This is a genomic window from Methylobacterium persicinum, assembly GCF_022179525.1.
Classification (GTDB): domain Bacteria; phylum Pseudomonadota; class Alphaproteobacteria; order Rhizobiales; family Beijerinckiaceae; genus Methylobacterium; species Methylobacterium persicinum.
In genome coordinates this window covers 28,354-48,089 of the sequence record NZ_BPQX01000018.1, presented here as the reverse complement: position 1 = coordinate 48,089, position 19,736 = coordinate 28,354, and the positions used below count along the sequence as shown (strand labels likewise).

The window sequence follows — 19,736 nt, the reverse complement described above, 5'->3', positions numbered from 1 at the left end:
CGGCTCGGCTGCCGGCGAACAACATTACCTCCCCACGAATTCAGTTAAAACCACGTAAAAGCCTGAGGCATTCCGCCGCGAGTGGGCCTTCCCATTCACCGGCTTCGGCGTTACCCGCGGTCCCTCACACCCTTGAGGACCGATCGTGCTTCCCTGGATCGAGATCGACACTGGCCCTGTCCCCGGCTGCGAAGCCCCCTTGCGCCTGATGCAGCGGGGCCAGGAATTCTCGATCTTCGCCGGGTCGAACGAACTGATGAACAGCTTCCGCGGCGGCTCGGAGGAGGCCCTGGCCGTCCTCGCCTGCGAGCGCCTCGCGGGAATGCGCGCCCCGAGAATCCTGATCGGCGGCCTCGGCATGGGCTTCACCCTCAGGGCCGCCCTGGCGAGCCTCGGGCCAGACGCCCACGTGGCCGTGGCCGAACTGGTGCCCAAGGTGATCGCCTGGGCGAAGGGGCCCCTCGCGGGCGTGTTCAAGGGTTGCCTGGACGATCCCCGCGTTGCCCTGCACGAGGCGGACGTGAACCGCCTGATCCAATCGGGGGCCGGGGCCTGGGACGCGATCCTGCTGGACGTCGACAACGGCCCCGAGGGCCTGACTCGCCGGGAGAACGATCGCCTCTACGACAGCTGGGGCGTGAAGCGGGCGCTCTGGGCCCTGAGTCCGCAGGGCGTCCTCGGCGTCTGGTCGGGGGGGCCCGACCGGAAGTTCAAGGCGCGGCTGCAGAATGGCGGCTTTGCCGTCGACGAGGTCCGCCCTCGCTCGGGCGGCCGGCGCGGCGCCCGGCATGTCGTGTGGCTCGCCTCCCGTCCGAACCAGGCCGCCGTCCTAGCCGGACGCGCCCCGGGCCGGTAACGTCGGCGTCCCGGCGCCCTCGAGAGTACCCCTGCCCCGTCGCGGAGCACATAACCCGGTAGGAATAAAGATCAGTATCCGTGCCACAGGGAGGTGTAGCGGCACCACCTCGCCAAGCAACACCGCCCCGCACCACGGTGCCACCGAAATCCATCCACTCCTTGCTTTACAGCGAATTTTAGCAGTGTGAGTTGTGTTTCTCACGGTTGTTTTCGGTCAACCTGGCGAGTGTACGACTTCTGGTTGCATTACTGAGGCAAGCCGGTCGATGTGCCTGAACTGAGCAAGCGGAGCGAACAACCTAACTCGGGGACGGTCGGGTTGCCGCAACCGTCGACATGTTAATGGCCGGCAGGACACATTAGAAAAGGCTTACCCAGCCGGCGCCCATTAACTGCGCATTAACCATGCCCATGGTCCACATACGATTAGATTAAGTTTTCGTGTGGAGGGCAGAAACATGGCGGTGACTGCGCGCACTCCCTGGTCGCAAATCTTGAACCAGTTTGCGGAAGGGCTAGACGCTATTCCTGATCAAAGAAGCGCTGAGATTCTCGTTCTGAAGTCCGGTCTCGACAATCCTCCTTCGACGCGGGACGACGTCGCGGAGAAGGAATTGCTGGAAACACCCGTCGAGGCGGCCCGTCCGCAGGCGGCGGCGCAGTTCTCGGCAGATCCCGACCTCGATCTCGGCGAGGGCGAGGATCTGGCCGACTGGACCACGACGCTCGACATCATCAACGGCATGGCCGGTTACGCCGACGAGCAGCGGACACGGGTCAAGGAACAGGCCAAGTCCTACAAGGAGACCCTGCAGGACCTGCAGAAGGAACTCCGGGACGTTCACCAGCGCCTGCGTGTGTTCGAGAAGCAGGCCCACGAGACGCAACTCCAGGCCGATGCCCGGGTCCAGCGCATCCAGGCCGAGGCCGACGCCCAGGTCCAGGAGATCCGGCTCGCGGCGGAAGCGCAGATCCGTTCGATCCGCAACGAGGCCGACGGCCGCGTGAAGATCGCGGAAGAGAAGACCCGCGCCGCCAACCTTCGGGCCGTGACCGCCGAGAAGTGGCTGCAGCGGATCGACAACGCCGCCAAGAACCTCTTCACGGGCGTCCATACCGGCGCGTGAAGCGCCCCTCCTCCGTCCCAGGTTCGCCCGGGAACCACAACAACAGGCAAGACGCGGGATAGGGACCGATGGACGACCTGACCTTTGAGCCGAACGCGACCGTGAGCTCCCTGATGGACAAGGGCAAGAAGTTCGCGAATGCCGAGCAGGTGAAGAAGATCCTGCAGCTGAACGCAGGCGGAAAGTCCCTCGCCGACAAGGCCTATGGCGAAGGCTTCCCGAACTCGGACAAGATGGCCGGCCTGCTGGAGCGGGTCCGCGACGCGGCGAGCTACATCCGCGACGTGGAGGACCGTGCCCAGGAGCAGGAGTTCCGCACCCAGGAACTGCTCGATCAGGTCCGGGCCGACATGCAGGCCGCTCGCAGCCAGGTCCAGGCGGCGGAGCAGCGGGCACGGGATATCCAGGCCCAGGCCAACGCCCTGATCAAGGCCGCCGAGGAGCGCGCCCGGGTCGCCGAGGAGCGCGCCGAGGCCGCCGAGGGCTGGCTGCAGCGGATCGCCGAAGCGATCGAGTCCGAATTCGCCCCGGGTTCGGAGGAAGCCTCCGCGATCGCGTCGAGCATCGGCCGCGCCGCCGTGGCGTAACGGTCCGCAGGGACAGGGGACCAGAATGGCAGGGATAGACGAAGCGTTCTGGGATCAGCTCGACGCCCGCATCGCCGCCACCATCGTCAGGGCGCCGCACCGGCGCCGGTCCCGGACCCCCGCCCCCCGCGCGCGCATCTCTCTGCCGCCGGTGGAGGAGGAGGCCGTGGCGGACCGGCACGTCGTCTCCGACTGGACGGGTCTGGTCGAGACGATCTCCGCAGCGGGCGCAGCGGCACAGCAGCAGGACACCCGCCTGCGGGCGCAGAACGCCGCCTACGAGGCCCTGGCCGGCGACCTCAGGCGAGCCCTGGACGACGTGGAGAAGTACAAGGCCCTCGTCGCCAAGGCCGAAGCCCTGGCCGAGGCGAAGTCGCGGGAGATCCAGGCCCTGGCCGAAGCGCGGATCAGGGTGATCCAGGACCGGGCGGATGCCCGGGTCCAGCGCGCGGAAGAGCGGGCCCAGGCGGCCGACCAGCGCGTGGTCGTGGTGGAGGACTGGCTGTCGAGCTTCGAGGAAGCGAGCCGGGGCCTCCTCCCCGGCCCGCGGATGCCGATCGCCCGGGCGTCCTGACGGACGGTGCTACGCCGCCCCGGAGCGCGGCAGCCGCCCCTCGATCGGATAGGCGGGATCGTTGTAGCCGGGTGTCGATGGATGGCCGACGGCGACGTAGCGGTCGACCAGATCCTCGTCCTCCTGCGTGAAGACGTAGTCCAGGGCGCCGAGATACTCCTCCCATTGCGGCAAGGTCCGCGGTCCGGCGATCACCCCGGTGATGAGGCGGTTGTTCAGCACCCAGGCCGTGGCGAACTGCCCGGCGGTGATTCCCCGCGCCTGCGCATGATCCCTGAACGTCCGGGCGATCCGGAGGGATTCCGGCCGCCACTCGGTCTGCATCATCCGCTTGTCCGACCGGCCGGCGCGGGATTCCCCGGGCGGCGGGGCGTCGGGATCGTACTTGCCGGTGAGCACGCCCCGGGCGAGGGGCGAATACGGCACAACACCGAGCCCGTAATGCGCACAGGCCGGGAGATGCTCGGTCTCCGGCATCCGGTTAAAGGCGTTGTAGTAGGGCTGGCTCACCACCGGGCGATCGATCCCCGCCTCGTCGCAGAGACGGCAGATCTCGGCGATCCGCCAGGACCGGTGGTTCGAGACGCCGAAATGCCGGACCTTGCCGGCGCGGACGAGGTCGGCGAGGGCGCGGACCGTCTCGCCGAGGGGCGTGCCGTGGTCCTCCTTGTGGAGGTAGTAGATGTCGATGAAATCCGTGCCGAGGCGGCGCAGGCTGTCCTCGGCGGCCTTCATGATGTGCACGCGGGAGAGGCCGCCGTCGTTGGGCCCCGGGCCGGTCGGGTTGGCGACCTTCGTCGCCAGCACCCAGGCATGGCGCTCGGCCGCGATGAGCCGGCCGGTGATCTCCTCCGAACGCCCGTCCGTGTAGACGTTCGCAGTGTCGATGAAGGTCACGCCCGCGTCCCTCGCATGGGCGACGATCCGGCCGGCATCGGCCTCGTCGGTGGGGCCGCCGAACATCATCGTACCGAGGCAGATCGGCGAGACCTGGAGGCCGGAACGGCCGAGATGGCGATACTGCATGAAGGGGATCCGTGCCTTGGGTGCGCCCGGCCCTATGTCGGCCCGGTGCCGGCATCGTCAACCGCGCCCCCGGCGTAACCCGGGGCCCGGCGCGGCGAACTGACCCTGCGAAGGGACGGCACGGCATGGGAGCCGTTCTCGTTCCCCTCGTCACTGCAGCGATCCCGATGACGCCCTCCGAACTCGCAACCCGGCCGCGCATGACCACCAAGACCATGACCCCGCGGATCACGGCCTCCCGGCTCTGGCCCTGGCTCGACCGGGCCGGCCGCCTGTCCTGGCTGAAGCTCGCCGTGTTCCTCGCCTGCCTCGCGCCGGCCTGTGAACTCGCCTTCGCCTACCGGCTCGACGCCCTGGGCGCCAAACCGATCACGGCCCTGATCCACGGGACCGGCGAGTGGACCGTGCGCTTCCTGCTGGCGACGCTCGCGATCACGCCGCTCCGGCGCGTCGCCGACTGGCCGCGGCTGATCCTGGTGCGACGGATGCTCGGGGTGACGGCGATGGCCTACGCCCTCGCGCACTTGGTGCTCTACGTCGTCGACCAGAACTTCGACCTGACGAAGGTCGTCTCGGAGATCGCCCTGCGGATCTACCTGACGATCGGCTTCGTCGCCCTCGTCGGGCTGATCGCCCTTGGCGTCACCTCGACCGACGCCGCGATCCGCGCCATGGGGCCGAACTGGCACCGCCTGCACAAGCTCGTCTATACCATCATGGTGCTCGGCCTCGTCCACTACTTCCTTCAGGCTAAGATCGACGTCTCCGCGCCGGTCTTCTGGACGGGGGTGTTCCTGCTTCTGATGGGCTGGCGGGCGATGCGGCGCTTCCACCCTCCCGAGCGCCCCTGGGCACTCCTCCTGCTGGCCATCGCCGCCGCCCTGCTGACGGCGGGGCTGGAGGCGGCATGGTACGGTCTCGCCAGCGGCGTGCCGGCCAACCTCGTCCTGGCCGCGAATCTCGACTTTTCCGGTCCGATCCGCCCCGCTTGGTGGGTGCTGGCGGTGGGCCTCGCCCTGCCGGCCACAGCCTTCATCCAGAACCTGCGGGGCGGCAAGGCGGCGAAGCCTGCGCCAGCCCGGCGGGCGGCCGCCCCCGCACCGTCATTGCGAGGCGAAGCCGAAGCAATCCAGAGCGCAGCTCATCCGGATCGAGCGGCGCCGGCTGGATTGCTTCCCTCTCGCTCGCCATGACAGCGGAGCGGCAACGAGGCGATCGAACGGCAGCGGTGTGAGGCCGCGCTTGTCGGCGAAGACGGGATGCCGCAAAACCCGCCGGCTCGCCTGCCTTCCCGGCGGGGCGACGGCGGAGTTTTTCGGATGAGACGCGGCCCGCTCCTAGTTCTCGCGTGCGTCCTGAGTTCCACACCGGCCCTGGCGGCACCCCCGGCCAAGCCGGCCGCGGCGGCCCCGGCCAAAGCCTTGGCGGCGCCGGCCACCCCGCCCTCCCCCGTGGCGGCGACCTGCACGGTGCCGGTCCCGCCTTCGACCGGCGAGAGGCCCCAGAAGCCGGCGCTGCCGCAGAAGCCCGCCTGCCTCGATGCCAAGGAAGGCTGCCCCGGCTGGGAAGCCTACAGCTACAACGATGCGGTGAAGGTGTTTAACACCCAGGCCCAGGCGTTCCGGCCCCTGGCCGAGGCCTATCTCCAGAAGCTCAACGCCTACGTGAAGGCAAGCTCAGCCTACGCCCAGTGCGAGGCCGAAGCGATGCAGAAGTAAGCGGGCGCCGGCCGCGCCTCGAACGCACGGCCGGCGCTCTGACCTCAGGCCGCCCTGAACGAAGCCGGCTTGGCAGCGGCGAAATTGGCAGCGGCGGGAGTCGCCGTGTCGGCCTTGGGGAAGGCATCCGCGAACGAGCCGGAGTTCGACCAACCCTTCGCGCCGGCACCCGTCTGGTGCGACTCGTCGTGGTTCCAGGTTTCGGTCTTGGTCGAGTAATCGGGGCCGTGCTGCTCGACCACATGCGGCTGAACCTTGCCGAAGTCGAACACGTGGTCCGACTGCAGCGTGAACGACGCCGGGGCCGCGCCCTGCGGGATCTCGTTCGCGCCGTCGTTCAGATCGCCGAGCGAGGCGAGATCGCCGGAAATGTCGTCGAAAGAGGGGATTTCCACTTCCGGCGGCAGGTATTGCGCAAGATGCGACAGCTCATCCTGGATATGCTTGACGATCGTATCGTAGCTGAAGTCGAAATCGGGATCGAAGCTCATGGGAGACTCCCAATCGATAAGACCGGCCGTACAAGCAATGTGCAAGTACAACCCAGCCTTGATGAGCCGACATAACGTTATATGCGGCTCATATGTCTACTTTTAAATCATATTGGGAGTCAAATCCCTCCATACCACCAATTTGTCAGGCAGTAGAACGTCATACAATCCAAAATATTCGAATATTTGACCCTGAATCGCGCTTCTTCTGACAATGTCCCGGCCGAATCGGCGGCGGAAGATCAGATCCGCGCCGGGGCCTTCTTCAGCGCGACGGCGAAGGCCTTGAGTTGCCGGTTCAGGTCGGCGAGTTCGTTGAGGGCGATGGTCTTGTGGCCGTCGCGGACCGCCCGCTCGATGTCTTCGACCTGCAGGGCGACGAGGCGGCGCAGCGCGGTGGCAACCTGTTCACGGGTCATGGATCAAGCGTCTTCGCGGGTTTCGGGAGGACGGCCGGACGGGCGGCCGGACACAGTCCGGTGATAGGCGGGTAGGCTTAACCGTTGGTGTCCGGCGCCCATTCCCGCAGCATTCCGGCCCGGGATCAGGGGATCATGGCATGCAGGGACGCGGGCGGGATTTGCCCTCCCGGACCGGTGCCCCACATCCGGGGTGCGACACCCTTTCCCGACCGAGGAGCCTCCCATGGCCGCCATGAACCGCCGAATCGTCCTGGCCGCCCGGCCGCACGGCGAGCCGACGCCGCAGGATTTCCGCCTGGAGGAAGTCCCCATCCCGACGCCGGGGCCGGGGGAGGTTCTCCTGCGGACGAAGTGGCTGTCCCTCGATCCCTACATGCGCGGGCGAATGAGCGCGGCGAAATCCTATGCCGCGCCCGTGGAGATCGGCGATCCGATCACCGCCGAGACGGTGGGCGAGGTCGTGGCCTCCAACAACCCGGACTACCGGGTCGGGGACCTGCTCACGGCCTTCGCGGGCTGGCAGGAGTACTTCGTGACGGACGGCAAGGGCGGACGCCGGGTCGATCCCTCCGAGGCTCCGCCCTCGACGGCCCTCGGGATCCTCGGCATGCCCGGTATGACGGCCTATACCGGCCTCCTCAACATCGGGCAGCCCAAGCCCGGCGAGACGGTCGCGGTGGCCGCCGCCACGGGGCCCGTCGGCTCCATGGTCGGGCAGATCGCCCGGCTGAAGGGTGCGCGGGCGGTCGGGATCGCCGGGGGCCCCGACAAATGCCGCTACCTGACCGAAGAACTTGGCTTCGACGCCGCCGTGGACCACCGGGCGCCGGACTTCCCCGAGGCCCTGGCCCAGGCCTGCCCCAAGGGCATCGACGTCTATTTCGAGAATGTCGGCGGAGCGGTGTTCGACGCGGTGCTGCCGCTGCTGAACGACTTCGCCCGCCTGCCGGTCTGCGGACTCGTGTCGTCCTACAACGCCACGGAAGTCCCCCCCGGCCCTGACCAGCGGCCGGCGCTCCTGCGCATGGTGCTGACCAAGCGTCTGCACATCCAGGGCTTCATCGTGTGGGATTTCCGCGCCCAGGCCGGCGACTTCCACCGGGACGTGAGCGACTGGTTGAAGGAAGGCCGCTTGCGCTACCGGGAGGACGTCGTCGAGGGCCTGGAGAAGGCCCCCGAGGCGTTCATCGGCATGCTTAAGGGCCGCAACTTCGGCAAGCTCGTGGTGCGCGTCTCGCCCTGAGCGGACGACCCGGCCGGAACCGCGGCGGCTTTCGTCTCCCGAAGGCCGCCGTGGGGCGACGATCTTTTCCGACACGGCCCGCCCGGCGAAATCATTTCTCTTTATTCACCACGCAAATTCGCGTGCTGCGAAACTTAACGCTGCGATACGAGCTCCGACGCGAAGTCGTTTCTGCCGTTCGGCACGGGACCGGAATGATCCACTGCCGCGGCGGCGATCTTTGAAAATGCGTTTCATTGACGGAAGGCGGCCGCGGGGGCACCTTTCATCGCGACAACTTGGACCCGCGACGGCGGATGAGGACCGGAAAGGTCGATCCGTCTCGCATCCTGCGGTCCAGCCCATCAGAAAGACCCCGCGATGACCCGTCCGAGACTCGTCGGCCTGAGCGCGAACGTGCAACGACCGTCGAAGACCCGCACCCTGGTGGAGACCGTCCTCCAGGAGGTCCGCTCGCGCAGCGCGGTCGAGGCGCGGGTGTTCGACTTCGTCGATGCCGGCCCCGGCCTCGGCGCCGCCTGGACCCGGGACCAGCTCTCCCTTCCCGCCCGCAGGCTCGTCGACGCCATCGAGGAGGCGGACGGGCTCGTCGTCGGCTCGCCGGTCTACAAGGGCAGCTATACCGGCCTGTTCAAGCACCTGTTCGATCTGGTCGATCCCGGCGCCCTGGCGGGCAAGCCGGTCGCCATCGTCGCCACGGGCGGCGGCCCCCGTCACGCCCTCGTGGTGGAGCACGCGTTCCGGCCCCTGTTCGGCTTCTTCGGAGCGCTCCAGGTCCCCGTGACGGTCTACGCCTCGGACGGGGATTTCCGCGAAGGCGCCCTTGCCGATCAGGGCGTGCGGGAGCGGGCCGCCCTGGCCGGCAGCCTTCTGTCCGACCTGCTGGCGCATACGGCGGCGGCCGCGGCGCCGGCGCCCGCCGCCGCCGCCCGGTGAGGTCTGCGATGCTGCACAGGCGCACCCTCCTCGCCGGGCTCGCGGCGATCCCGGCCCTCCACCTCGCCCGCCCCGCCCGCGCCGCCGAGCCCGGCGTGTTCCGCATCGGCTATCAGAAGAACGGCATCCTCGTCGTCGCCAAGCAGCAGAGGGCGATCGAGGCCGCCCTGGAGCCCCTCGGCCAGAAAGTCAGCTGGGTGGAGTTCTCCTTCGGCCCGCCCCTCCTCGAAGCCCTGTCCCTCGACGGGATCGATTTCGGGCAGACCGGCGACGCACCGCCAATCTTCGCCCAGGCGGCGAAATCCACCCTGGTCTACGCCGCCGCGCAGGAAGCGGGGGGCTCCGGCTCGGGCATTCTCCTGCCCAAGGGATCGAGCATCGCGACCCTGGCGGACCTCAAGGGCAAGCGGGTCGCCTTCGCGAAGGCGTCGAGCGCCCACAACCTGACGGTGGCGGCCCTGGAGAAGGCGGGCCTGACCTATGCCGACATCGAGCCCGTGACCCTGGCCCCGGCCGATGCCGCCGCCGCCTTCGCCCGGGGCAGCATCGACGCCTGGACGATTTGGGACCCTTATTATGCCATCGCGCAGGCCGGCGACGGCGTGCGCGTGCTGGCCGACGCCACTCAGATCGCCCCGCAGAACAACTTCTTCCTGGCGAGCCAGGCTGTCGCGGAACAGCGGCCCGCCGTGCTCTCGGCAGCCATCGGCGCCCTCGGCCGGGTCGCGCAATGGTGCACGCAGAACCGGGGCGAGGTCGCCGCCCTCCTCTCCCAGGGGACCGGCGTGCCCCTGCCGGCTACCCGGCGGGCCGTGGACCGGACCGATTTCGTCATCGGCCCTATGAATCCCCGGGCCGTGGCGGCGCAGCAGGCCATCGCGGACCGCTTCTACGGCCTCAAGCTGATCCCCCGTCCGATCCACGTGGCGGACGCGGTGTGGACCGCGCCGACGGAGGCCGCCAGCCGATGAGCCGGGCCCTGACTCTCTCACGCCTCCGGGACACCGCCACCCCCTGGCTGCTGCCGGCCGCGATCCTCGTCGGGTGGCAGGCCGCGGTCTCGGCCGTGTTCGTCTCGAACCGGGTCATGCCTGCACCCCTCGACGTCGTCCGCGCCGGCTGGGAGGCCGGTCGCACCGGCGAACTCTGGACCAATCTCGGGGTCAGCACCCTCCGGGCCCTCGCGGGCTTCGCCGTCGGCGGAAGCATCGGCTTCGCCCTTGGCCTCGCCAACGGCCTGTCGCGGCTGTCGGAGGCCCTCACCGACACCTCCGTGCAGATGGTGCGCAACGTGCCCCACCTGTCGCTGATCCCCCTCGTGATCCTCTGGTTCGGCATCGGCGAGGAGGCGAAGCTGTTCCTCGTGGCGCTGGGGGTGTTCTTCCCGATCTACGCCAACACCCTCCACGGCATCCGCTCGGTCGATCCCGCCCTGGTGGAGATGGGCCGCGTCTACGGCATGTCCCGGGCCGACCTGTTCCGCCGGGTCGTCCTGCCCGGCGCCCTGCCCTCGATCTTCGTGGGCCTGCGCTATGCGCTGGGCATCATGTGGCTGACGCTGATCGTCGCCGAGACGATCTCGGCCTCATCGGGCCTCGGCTACATGGCGATGCAGGCGCGGGAGTTCATGCTCGTGGACGTCGTCGTCCTGGCGATCTTGATCTACGCGGCGCTGGGCAAGCTCGCCGACACCCTCACCCGGGCGCTGGAGCGCAGCTGCCTGTCCTGGAACCCCGCCTACAGGAGCGCCTGATGCTGCTCGACGCCTTGAGCCGGGACGCCCTCCCCGCCCCCCACCCGCTCGTCGGCGAGGCCACCTCCCGCGCCGGACAACACGCCCGCCCGCCGGCCGGCCGGGGCCTGTCCGTGACGGTGCAGGACCTGCACAAGAGTTTCGACGGCCATACGGTCATCGCCGGGCTCGACCTCTACCTGCCGCCGGGCGGCTTCACGGCCATCGTCGGCCGATCCGGTTGCGGCAAGAGCACCCTGCTGCGCACGATCCTCGGCCTGGAGCGACCCACCGCCGGCCGGGTGAACGTCGAGGCGCCGACGGCGGCCTCCCCCCGGGCCGTCGCGCCCCGGCGGATCATGTTCCAGGAGCCGCGCCTCCTGCCCTGGGCGAGCGTTCTCGACAACGTCGCGGTGGGCCTCACCGGCATCGGGACCCGCAGCGAGCGCAGGGACCGGGCCGCGGCGGCCCTGGCCGAGGTCGGCCTCGCCGACAAGGCCGGGCAGTGGCCCGCGACCCTCTCCGGGGGCCAGCGCCAGCGGGTCGCCCTCGCCCGGGCCCTGGTGAGCGGGCCGGGCCTCCTCGCCCTCGACGAGCCCCTCGGCGCCCTCGACGCCCTGACGCGGATCGGCATGCAGGACCTGATCGAGCGGATCTGGCGCAGCCAGGGCTTCACCGCGCTGCTCGTCACCCACGACGTGAGCGAGGCGGTGGCGCTGGCCGACCGCATCCTCGTCATGGAGGGCGGGGGCGTCGCCCTCGACCTGCGGGTGGACGTGCCCCGGCCCCGCCGCCGGGGTGAGCCCGAACTCGCCCGCCTCGAAGGGCGCATCCTCGACCATCTGCTCGGCACGCAACCGGCGGCCTGACGCCACGAAGGACAGCACCATGACCGCACCGCAAGACGGACGCGCCGACGTCCTCTGGTTCCTCCCGACCCACGGCGACGGCCGCTATCTCGGCGCGGCGGAAGGCGCCCGGGAGGTGTCGCTCCCCTATCTCCGGCAGATCGCCCAGGCGGCGGACGAACTCGGCTATTTCGGTGTCCTGTTGCCGACGGGCCGGTCCTGCGAGGATTCCTGGGTGATCGCCTCGGCGCTCGCACCCGCGACGCGGGACCTGCGCTTCCTCGTGGCCGTGCGGCCGGGCCTGCAGGAGCCCTCCGCGGCGGCCCGCATGGCCGCGACCCTCGACCGGATCTCGGGCGGTCGCCTGCTGATCAACGTCGTGACCGGCGGGGATCCCGTGGAATTGGCCGGCGACGGCGTGTTCCTCTCTCACGACGCACGCTACGAAGTGACGGACGAGTTCCTGCACATCTGGCGCGGCCTCGTCTCCGGGCAGACTGTGAGCTTCGAGGGCAAGCATCTGCGGGTGGAGAACGGGCGGGTCATCTTTCCGCCGGTCCAGAAGCCCTATCCGCCTCTTTATTTCGGTGGCTCCTCGCCCGCGGGCATGAAGGTGGCGGCCGAGCATTGCGACGTCTACCTGACCTGGGGCGAGCCCCCGGCCCAGGTCGCCGAGAAGATCGCCGCCGCCCGGGAAGCCGCCGCGGCGAAGGGCAAGACCTTCTCCTATGGCATCCGCCTGCACGTCATCGTCCGCGAGACCGAGGCCGAGGCGTGGGATGCGGCCGAGCGCCTGATCTCGCGCCTCGACGACGCGACCATCGCCAAGGCGCAGGAGACTTTGAAGCGCCAGGATTCCGTCGGCCAGAGCCGGATGATGGCCCTGCACGGCGGAAGCCGGGACAAGCTCGTCGTCTCCCCGAACCTCTGGGCCGGGGTCGGGCTGGTCCGGGGCGGGGCGGGTACGGCCCTCGTCGGCTCAGCCGATCAGGTCGCCGACCGGATGAAGGAGTACATCGACATCGGGATCGACCGGTTCATCCTCTCCGGCTACCCGCACCTGGAGGAGGCCTACCGTTTCGCCGAGCTGGTCTTCCCGAAGCTCCCCCTCCGGGCGACCACCGGCCGCGCTGCCGGCGGCGCCCGCAACGATGGTCCGTTCGGCGAGATCATCGCCAACGACCTCGTGCCGCAGCGGCAGGTGTCGGCGAGCTAAAGCGTTTTCCGGGACACCTGGATCACGTCATCTCCACGGTCATTGCGAGCGGAGCGAAGCAACCCAGGGATCCGCTCACTTCCGAGATGTCCCGCTGCCCTGGATTGCTTCGCTTCGCTCGCAAAGACGGTAAGCACGCGTTCCAATGATTTCCGAAACCGCGCTAAAAAGAGGACACGCCGTCGTCTCCGGCGATCGACCTCAGGATGAGAAGCACGGAATGGGATGACGGGAGGCGGTGGTAATCCCACGCCTTCGAAATTATCTGAGGGAGGCTCCCGCGCCGCCCTGGATGCCGCCCGTGATCCCGACCCCCGTCGCCGTCCTCGCCTCCGGTGTGATGCTCGCCCTCGTGGCCGCGGGCACGGGCGCGATCGTGTTGCAGCAGGGCTCGTCCTTCAGCCACCCCCGGCGGGTCGGCGGCCCGTTCACCCTCGCCGACCTCGACGGCAAGCCAGTGACCGAGGCCGACCTCAAGGGAAAGCCGACCGTCCTGTTCTTCGGCTTCACCCGCTGCCCGGAAGTCTGCCCGACGACACTGTCCACCCTCTCGGCGGCCATGGACACGATGGGGAAGGACGCCGACCGCCTGAACGTCGTGTTCGTCACCCTCGACCCGGCCCGGGACACGCCGGAGACGCTCCGGGACTACCTCACCGCCTTCGATCCGCGCATCCGCGCCCTCGTCGGCACGCCAGAAGAGGTCGCCCGGATGGCCGACCTCTACCATATCCACTACCGCCGCATCGCCACGAAGGACGGCGACTACACCCTCGATCACACGGCCTCCGTGGAGCTTTTCGACCGCGACGGGAAGCCGGTGGGCGAGATCGGCTACAACGAGGACGGCAGGATCGCCCTCGCCAAGCTGATCACCCTGGCCTACCCCGGCCAGTGCCACCCCGGCGGCGGGGTGAGCCTGTGGGACGGCGCGGCGGACGCGACCTGCAAGGCCTCGTAAGGCCGCCGCCCGTCAGAATGCCAGCCGCATCCCGCCCGTGAAGGTCCGCGGCGCGCCGGCATAGATCGAGCCCGTCGTGGTTGCGAGCACCGCCGCGCCGTTCTGGAAGCCGGTCGTGCCGCTGATCGTGTTGGCGAGGTTCTGCGCGGAGGCGATGTACACCGTGTCGAACAGGTTTCGCACCTCGACATAGAGGTTCAGCCGCTTGGCGTAGCCGCCGGTCAACGCGGTGTCGTAGTGGATGTTGGCGTTGACGATGGCGTAGCCCGGGGCCTTCAGGAGATTGGCGTTATCGATAGTGAAATCGTCCTGGAACACCGTCTCCACGAAAGCGCCGAGGCCGGCCAGCGGCCCCGTGGGCACGTCGTAGCCGATCCGGGCGAGGAGCTGGTTTGCCGGCACCCCGGGGATGCGGTTGCCGGCCCGGTCGAAGCGCCGGGTGAGGCTGCCGGCGCTGATCTGCTCTAAATACTTCGTGTAGATCTGGTCGTTGTAGCCATAGGCCGCGGTGGCCCGCCAGCCGTCGGCGAACGCGTAGCTGGCGCCGAACTCGATGCCCCGATGCTCGGAGGCCGGGGCGTTGAACGTGTAGGCCAGCAATCCGGCTCCCGGCGATTGTGAGACCAACTCGTTGCGGAAGAACTCGTAGAACCCGGTGAGGCTCACCGAGACGTTGGGGAGCGGCGTCCAGTCGGCCCCCAGGTCGAAGCCGAGGTTTTCCTGGGTCTTCAACTGGGTGTTGTTGCCCGGCAGCCCGGCCGGGGTGACGAACAGGTTCGAGGCGGCCGGGGTGGTGTAGCCCGTCGCCGCCCGGGCCCGGATCTGCCATGCCTCGTTCGCCCTGAAGACGAGGGCGAGTTCGGGGGCCGTATTCAAGAAATCCCGATCGGTCCCCGCGAAGGTCTGCGTCGTTCCGGCAGCCGTCGTCGTATAGGCGACGTTGCCGCCCGTGATCCGGGTCGATTCCGCGCTGATGCCGGCCACCGCCGTCCAGCGGTCGCTGAGGGCTACCTCGATCCGGGCTCGCCCACCGAGATTATCCTGCACGGCGCTCTGGTCGCCGATCAACGCCCCAAGGCGCGGGCCGACATAGGGCGCCCGGTTGTAGGTCGAGATGTGGTTGTCGATCGTGTTGTAGGCCAACGCGACGTAGCCCACCGCCGGCAGGCCGAAGAGATCGCCCCGGCGGGTCAGGTCGGTGAGGAAGTTCCACGACGGGTACGACCCGCGCGAGGACGTCGTATAGAACGGCTGGTTGAAGTTTCGCTCATCGAAGCCGATCTGCGTCCGCCATGTGGTGAAGGCGTCGACATCGTGCTCGTACCGCAGGGCTGCGATCGTCCGCCTGTCGTTGCGCTGGAGCGAAGCCTCGGTCGCCGTGACCGGCACGGTTCGCCCGAATGCGCCGTTGACGAAGTAATTGTAGGTTGTGCAACCCGGAGCCGCCGTGGCCGCCGCCGCGCAGCCGATCTGATACGGGTTCATGCCGTACTGGGCCAGCGAGGAGCGGGCGGCCAGATTGGCGTGAAGCTCGTTGTTGATGACCTTCAGGGTGAAGCGGTTGTCGGGCGTCGGCGTGTAGCTCGCCAGCAGGTTGACGGTCTGCGTGTCGTAGGACGAGTGATCCTGATAGCCGTTGCCGCGGACGTCGCTGGCGAACAGACTGATCTCGAACGGCCCGCTCGCCTTGCCCACGGTGAAATAGTTCGAGAGATAGCCGAACGAGCCGGCATCGACGCCATACTCGTAGCCGTCGATCTCCCGGCCGGTGCGCGTGTAGAAGGCGATGGCGCCCCCGGTCGCGTAGTTGCCGAACAGGGCTGATTGCGGCCCTCGGAACACGTCGATGCGCGAATAGGCCCGCGGGTCGGTGAGGTCGAACCGGGAGGCACCGTCCGGCTGGGTCAGGACGAACCCGTCCTCCAACACGACCATGTTTTTGATGACGCCCGTCGAGCGGGCATTGTTGCCGCGGATCGAGACGACGACGTCCCGGGCGCCGTTGCCCTGGCGCACGGTGACACCCGGGCTGTTGATCAGCACCGAGCCGATGCTCGTGGCCGGACGATCCGAGATGGTGTTCTGGCGGCCGATCTCCGTGACCACCTGCCCGACGGGCTGGTCGATGACGGACGAGGCGCTGTTGGGCGGGGCGGCGACACCGAAAGCCGGGCGGATGCCGGCGCCGGGCACGGGCGCGCCCTCACCGGTCACGGAGAGTTCGTCGAGGGTGACGGATTGCTGCGCCTGCGCCGCCGGCACCACGGCGGGCGCGACAAGGAGCACGGCGAAGAGCCGGGTCAGGGAAGGTCTGGTCATGGGAAAGGGTCTCGTCTGAACGCGGGAAGGATCGGGCGCGGTCAGACGGCGGGCGGAGCCCGGGCGAGACGTGGGGAGGGCGGCGGCCGCAGCGGTCGCGGCGGTGGGGGAATCGGCCATGCCGCCGCATGCCAGGCGAGGCGTCGGACGACCGGCGCGGGGGTCACTGGAACCGGTGCCGCCACGTGGCTGCGGCAGAAGGGGCAATCGTGGTGGGCAGCGTGGGCCGGGGCGGACGGGGCGGTGGCGCTGTCCGGGCCGGCGGGGTCGTGGCCGCAGAGGATCGCCCCGGCGATGGCCTCCTCGATGCTCTGCAAACCCCGCACGGCTTCCTGCCGCAGCCGCGCCACGGGGGCGAGGGCCTGCAGCCAAAGGGCGAGCAGGATCAGGCCGACGCCGAGGCGGCGGCCGGATCCGGCTCCGCGGAGGAAAGCGAGCACGGGAGCCTCCCCGCGGCCGGATGGATCAGGCGGTCCTGCGCCTCAGCGCGAGGCCGAGGATGAGATCGAGGCCGAGCATGGCCAGGATCGCGAGGCCGGTGAGGGGAAACAGGGCACCCAGGCCGACGACGATGCCGGTGACGCCCGCCACGGCGCGGCGGTCCCTGGGCCAGGGCGGCACCCCGAGCCCGCCGGCGGGGCGGCGCTTCCACCACATCGCCCCGGCGGTGACCGAGAGCAGGATGGTGGCGAGGCAGAAGGCCAGCATCGCGAGTTGATTGGCCCGGCCCCAGTACTGGCCGAGATGGATGCCGATCCCGTACTGGATCAGCCTGCCCACTGGCCCGATCTGCTGAAACGGCACGTCCACGAGGGGCTTGCCGGTGTACTGGTCGAGGGAGACGACCCGCTGGCGGGCGACGTCCTTGGGATAGACCGCCGCTGCGTAGACCCCCGTCGGCCCCACGGGCAGAGACAGCTCGAAGCCCCTCGGCATTCCGAGGCGCGTGAGGATCGCCGCCGCCTCGTCGATGCCGATCGGCTTCGTGCCCGCCGGGGATTGCGGCACCGGGGCGTCCTGCATCGTCCATCCCGTGGAGGGGAGGACATCGACCATCGGGACCTTCGAGACCGGGCGGCCCGCCCACAGGATCGAGGGCTGGGCGAGCTCGGCGGCGTTCGACCAGTGGCGGAGCTGATCGCCCCACCAGATCGACCAGGGCAAGCCGGTCATCGCCAGGAAGAGCAGGCCGCCGCCGGCCACGAAGCCCGTCACGGCGTGGAGGTCGCGCCACCAGACCCGGCGCCGCGGCGTGCCCCGGACGGTGACGACGCCGCCCTGCTGCCCCCGCGGCCACCAGAGGTAGGCCCCGGTGATCACGAGGATGATCGCGAAGCCAGCGACGATCTCGATCACCGCATTCGCCAGGGGCCCGAAATACGCGAGGCTGTGCAGGCGCTTGACGACTGCGAAGAACTCGCCGTCCCGGTCCACGGTGTCGAGCACGGTGCCGTCGGCCGGGTCCAGATAGACGAGGATCTTCGCCTTGCCTTCGGCCAGGGTCACCACCGCCGAGGCGTCGGGCCTTGCCGGATCGGTGTAGGAGAGCGGGGTGCCGCCGGGCACCGCCTGCATGGCCTCGAAGATCAGCCGGTCCGGCCCCAGGCGGCTCTCCGACGGCGTCACCGTGGTGCGGGCGGCGAAGACGGTGGCGTTGATCTCGTCCTTGAACAGGTACAGCGCCCCCGTGGCGGAGAGGCTCACGAGGAAGGGCAGGCACAGTAGGCCCGCGTAGAAGTGCCAGCGCCAGACGGCGCGATAGAGGGCCTCGCGCGAGGCGCGTGCGGTCTGCGCGACGCCGAATGGGCGGGCGCTGCCGGAGAGCGAGAGCGACATGAAGGGGTCCGGGGTCTGAGCGATCGACGGGCGGATCGGTCAGGCGGCGGGCGGACCCCGGGAACTGACGGCGCGGTCGGGGGGCCCCCGGGCGGGCGGCGTCTCGGCGGGGCGCCAGACCTCCGCGACGGCCCTTCGCCAGGGCACGGCCACGGCGACCGTGTCGGGGACCGGCGCGGCGAGGGGCTGGGCGAGGTGCGCCGAGAGGCAGCAGAGCTGCTGCGGGCAGGGCGTGCCGTCGTCGGCGGGCACCCCGTCATGGGCCGCACAGATCACCCCGCCGCCGGGGAGAGGCGCGCCGGGATGCAGCGAGACGAGGAAGACCTGGAGCAACAGGCCGTAGAGCGCGGCCACGGCGAGGACCGCGCGGCATCGAGCCGATCGGTCGGAGGGCCTGCGCATGGCTCTTGTCTAGGCGCGGTCGAGCCCCCCCGTCAACGGATCGTGAGCCTCAGCGCTTCCACACGCCGAGCCGCTCGCTGCGGGCGTGATCCTCCGCCGCCACGAGTTCGGGGCTCGCCTCCGGAGAGGCACGGCCGCCGCCGTTGTAGAGCACCACCTCGGACAGGTCCCTCCCGTCTACGGAGCAGTTCATGCTCTCGCTGCCGGGGGCCGGCAGGCAGCTCACCGTCCGCCCGGCGATGTAACGGGCCAGTTCGTCCGCTTGGCCGCCGCGCACCCATTCCACCCCGAAGAGGTGCACGAGCTTGCCGCCGACCTTGAGGGTCGCCGTGTCGATAACCTGCACGGGCCCGGTGAGCGCATTGGCGGGGGGCGGCGCGTCCGTGTCGGCATCGCCGCGGCCATCGCCTTCGGGCGGAGGAGTGACGTTGTCCTGCGCCGCCGGGGCGCGGGCGCTCTGCTGCGGTTCGGACCCCGGGCTGCGGGCCACCTCGGGCGCGGCCGGAGCGGAATTGGCCTGCGTGGGGGTGGCCGGGGCCGGGTTGGCAGCAGTGGGGTTGGCAGGAGCCGGGTTGGCCGGCGCGGCCGGACGGCTCGCCGGGGCGGTGGCGGTGTCCGGCCCCCGGGGCGCGTTCACGATCACCGCGAGCAGCACCACGGCGCCCGTCGCCAGGGCGGCGGCACCGAGCCAGAACCGTCCGCGATGCCCGTCCGCATCGCCGGCGACTCCCAGGCGGTCCCGCAGGCCTCCGAGCCGTTCGGTGAGGGCGTCCCTGACGCGGTCGGATCGTGGTTCCCCGGCGAAATCCGCGTCGTCGGCCAAGGGCGCGTCCCGGCGGAGGCGTCCACGAAGGGCCGTGAGGGCACCGGCTGCCGAGCGGGCGAGCGCCCGGCCCTGGACCGAGGATTGCTCGGCCAGGGAGCGGGCACGCACCGATTGCGAACCGATGAAGCGCGCCGTGGCGGCCCGCATCTCCGAGGCCCCCGTTGCGAGGGTGCCCGCGGCCGAGGCGGCATCCTGCTCCGCCCCCTCCCCCGCTTCGGCCCTTGCGGGCTCTGGGGGCATGAACAGGCCGGGATGTTTGATCCGCTGCTCGTCGATGAGGTCAGCGAGGGTGAAGGGGCGCGGTTCGGCTCCCTCCCCCGCCCCGTGCAGGCGCGGAAGGCCCTGCCGGTCGAGGATCCGGTATCCGGGCTCGGCGGCCTGCGGCTCCACGGCCGCCTGGAGGATGAGCAGCAGGATCCGCTCGGCCACGGGATGCGGCCGGGCCCTTCGGACCTCGCTGCGCAGCGTGTCGAGGAGCGCCGCGCGATCCGGCGCGTCGAGTTCGGGATGCGACGCCCCGCTCTCCAGTTCCGCCGCCGCTGTGGAAGCCGTCATACGCTCCTGCCTGGCCTCTCCCGCCGGCCGGGACGGCGCGGCGGGGTCGTGTCGCGAGC

General features: G+C 69.8%; 21 protein-coding genes. 13 read left to right on the top strand and 8 right to left on the bottom strand.

The annotated features are described in order from the left end of the window. Window positions 1–145 precede the first annotated feature (145 nt). The 4 genes from MFF22_RS07655 to MFF22_RS07640 all read left to right on the top strand — a co-directional run bounded on the left by MFF22_RS07655 (window position 146) and on the right by MFF22_RS07640 (window position 3,146). Window positions 146–856, top strand: coding sequence for a polyamine aminopropyltransferase (locus tag MFF22_RS07655; protein WP_238248366.1), 711 nt, complete (start codon window positions 146–148; stop codon window positions 854–856). A gap of 616 nt (window positions 857–1,472) precedes the next feature. Next, window positions 1,473–1,985 carry an SPFH domain-containing protein gene (locus MFF22_RS07650; protein ID WP_238248365.1) on the top strand — a complete coding sequence of 171 codons (513 nt, stop codon included), beginning with the start codon at window positions 1,473–1,475 and terminating at the stop codon, window positions 1,983–1,985. A gap of 68 nt (window positions 1,986–2,053) precedes the next feature. Further along, the gene (locus tag MFF22_RS07645) at window positions 2,054–2,572 is read left to right on the top strand and encodes a hypothetical protein (RefSeq protein WP_238248364.1); all 519 of its coding nucleotides are present in this window, start codon (window positions 2,054–2,056) and stop codon (window positions 2,570–2,572) included. Window positions 2,573–2,597: 25 nt separating this feature from the next. Beyond that, window positions 2,598–3,146: a hypothetical protein gene (locus MFF22_RS07640; RefSeq protein WP_238248363.1), complete on the top strand. Its 549-nt coding sequence runs from the start codon at window positions 2,598–2,600 to the stop codon at window positions 3,144–3,146. A gap of 9 nt (window positions 3,147–3,155) precedes the next feature. Here the strand turns inward: MFF22_RS07640 and MFF22_RS07635 are convergent, their stop codons facing one another. Next, window positions 3,156–4,172 carry an aldo/keto reductase gene (locus MFF22_RS07635; RefSeq protein WP_238248362.1) on the bottom strand — a complete coding sequence of 339 codons (1,017 nt, stop codon included), beginning with the start codon at window positions 4,170–4,172 and terminating at the stop codon, window positions 3,156–3,158. A gap of 215 nt (window positions 4,173–4,387) precedes the next feature. On the opposite strand from MFF22_RS07635, the gene msrQ reads away from it, so the two are divergent. Both msrQ and MFF22_RS07625 read left to right on the top strand, forming a co-directional pair. After that, entirely contained in the window at window positions 4,388–5,365 is a 978-nt protein-coding gene (msrQ, locus tag MFF22_RS07630; RefSeq protein ID WP_238248495.1) for a protein-methionine-sulfoxide reductase heme-binding subunit MsrQ, read from the top strand. A gap of 126 nt (window positions 5,366–5,491) precedes the next feature. Further along, the gene (locus tag MFF22_RS07625) at window positions 5,492–5,890 is read left to right on the top strand and encodes a hypothetical protein (protein WP_238248361.1); all 399 of its coding nucleotides are present in this window, start codon (window positions 5,492–5,494) and stop codon (window positions 5,888–5,890) included. Window positions 5,891–5,934: 44 nt separating this feature from the next. Here the strand turns inward: MFF22_RS07625 and MFF22_RS07620 are convergent, their stop codons facing one another. Then, complete coding sequence (locus tag MFF22_RS07620; RefSeq protein WP_238248360.1) at window positions 5,935–6,381, bottom strand: hypothetical protein; 447 nt, start codon at window positions 6,379–6,381, stop codon at window positions 5,935–5,937. Window positions 6,382–6,623: 242 nt separating this feature from the next. After that, window positions 6,624–6,800, bottom strand: a complete 177-nt coding sequence (locus tag MFF22_RS07615; RefSeq protein WP_238248359.1) for a hypothetical protein — start codon at window positions 6,798–6,800, stop codon at window positions 6,624–6,626. Window positions 6,801–7,026: 226 nt separating this feature from the next. Here MFF22_RS07615 and curA point away from each other — a divergent pair, with 226 nt between their 5' ends. From curA to MFF22_RS07580, 7 genes are all read left to right on the top strand, one after another. Then, the gene (curA, locus tag MFF22_RS07610) at window positions 7,027–8,046 is read left to right on the top strand and encodes an NADPH-dependent curcumin/dihydrocurcumin reductase (protein ID WP_238248358.1); all 1,020 of its coding nucleotides are present in this window, start codon (window positions 7,027–7,029) and stop codon (window positions 8,044–8,046) included. Between the two features lie 360 nt (window positions 8,047–8,406). Then, the gene (gene msuE / locus MFF22_RS07605) at window positions 8,407–8,982 is read left to right on the top strand and encodes an FMN reductase (RefSeq protein WP_238248357.1); all 576 of its coding nucleotides are present in this window, start codon (window positions 8,407–8,409) and stop codon (window positions 8,980–8,982) included. 8 nt (window positions 8,983–8,990) lie between these two features. Continuing rightward, on the top strand, window positions 8,991–9,953 hold the full coding sequence (locus MFF22_RS07600; RefSeq protein ID WP_238248356.1) for an aliphatic sulfonate ABC transporter substrate-binding protein: 963 nt from the start codon (window positions 8,991–8,993) through the stop codon (window positions 9,951–9,953). Continuing rightward, entirely contained in the window at window positions 9,950–10,735 is a 786-nt protein-coding gene (ssuC, locus tag MFF22_RS07595) for an aliphatic sulfonate ABC transporter permease SsuC (protein WP_238248355.1), read from the top strand. The genes MFF22_RS07600 and ssuC overlap by 4 nt, the downstream gene beginning before the upstream one ends. Then, complete coding sequence (locus MFF22_RS07590; protein WP_238248354.1) at window positions 10,735–11,583, top strand: ABC transporter ATP-binding protein; 849 nt, start codon at window positions 10,735–10,737, stop codon at window positions 11,581–11,583. The genes ssuC and MFF22_RS07590 overlap by 1 nt, the downstream gene beginning before the upstream one ends. Window positions 11,584–11,602: 19 nt before the next feature. Beyond that, window positions 11,603–12,778 (top strand): FMNH2-dependent alkanesulfonate monooxygenase, encoded by a 1,176-nt coding sequence (gene ssuD, locus MFF22_RS07585; protein WP_238248353.1) that lies wholly within the window; start codon window positions 11,603–11,605, stop codon window positions 12,776–12,778. 301 nt (window positions 12,779–13,079) lie between these two features. Beyond that, entirely contained in the window at window positions 13,080–13,739 is a 660-nt protein-coding gene (locus tag MFF22_RS07580; protein ID WP_238248352.1) for an SCO family protein, read from the top strand. Between the two features lie 12 nt (window positions 13,740–13,751). Here MFF22_RS07580 and MFF22_RS07575 read toward each other — a convergent pair whose 3' ends face one another. From MFF22_RS07575 to MFF22_RS07555, 5 genes are read right to left on the bottom strand one after another with little or no spacing between them, the layout of a single operon-like run. Next, window positions 13,752–16,058: a TonB-dependent receptor family protein gene (locus MFF22_RS07575; protein ID WP_238248351.1), complete on the bottom strand. Its 2,307-nt coding sequence runs from the start codon at window positions 16,056–16,058 to the stop codon at window positions 13,752–13,754. Window positions 16,059–16,099: 41 nt separating this feature from the next. Beyond that, entirely contained in the window at window positions 16,100–16,498 is a 399-nt protein-coding gene (locus MFF22_RS07570; RefSeq protein ID WP_238248350.1) for a DUF2946 family protein, read from the bottom strand. 25 nt (window positions 16,499–16,523) lie between these two features. Continuing rightward, entirely contained in the window at window positions 16,524–17,894 is a 1,371-nt protein-coding gene (locus tag MFF22_RS07565; protein WP_238248349.1) for a PepSY-associated TM helix domain-containing protein, read from the bottom strand. A 39-nt stretch (window positions 17,895–17,933) separates the two neighbouring features. Beyond that, window positions 17,934–18,296, bottom strand: coding sequence for a hypothetical protein (locus MFF22_RS07560; protein WP_238248348.1), 363 nt, complete (start codon window positions 18,294–18,296; stop codon window positions 17,934–17,936). A 49-nt stretch (window positions 18,297–18,345) separates the two neighbouring features. Further along, complete coding sequence (locus MFF22_RS07555; RefSeq protein ID WP_238248347.1) at window positions 18,346–19,677, bottom strand: thermonuclease family protein; 1,332 nt, start codon at window positions 19,675–19,677, stop codon at window positions 18,346–18,348. Between the last annotated feature and the right edge of the window lie 59 nt (window positions 19,678–19,736).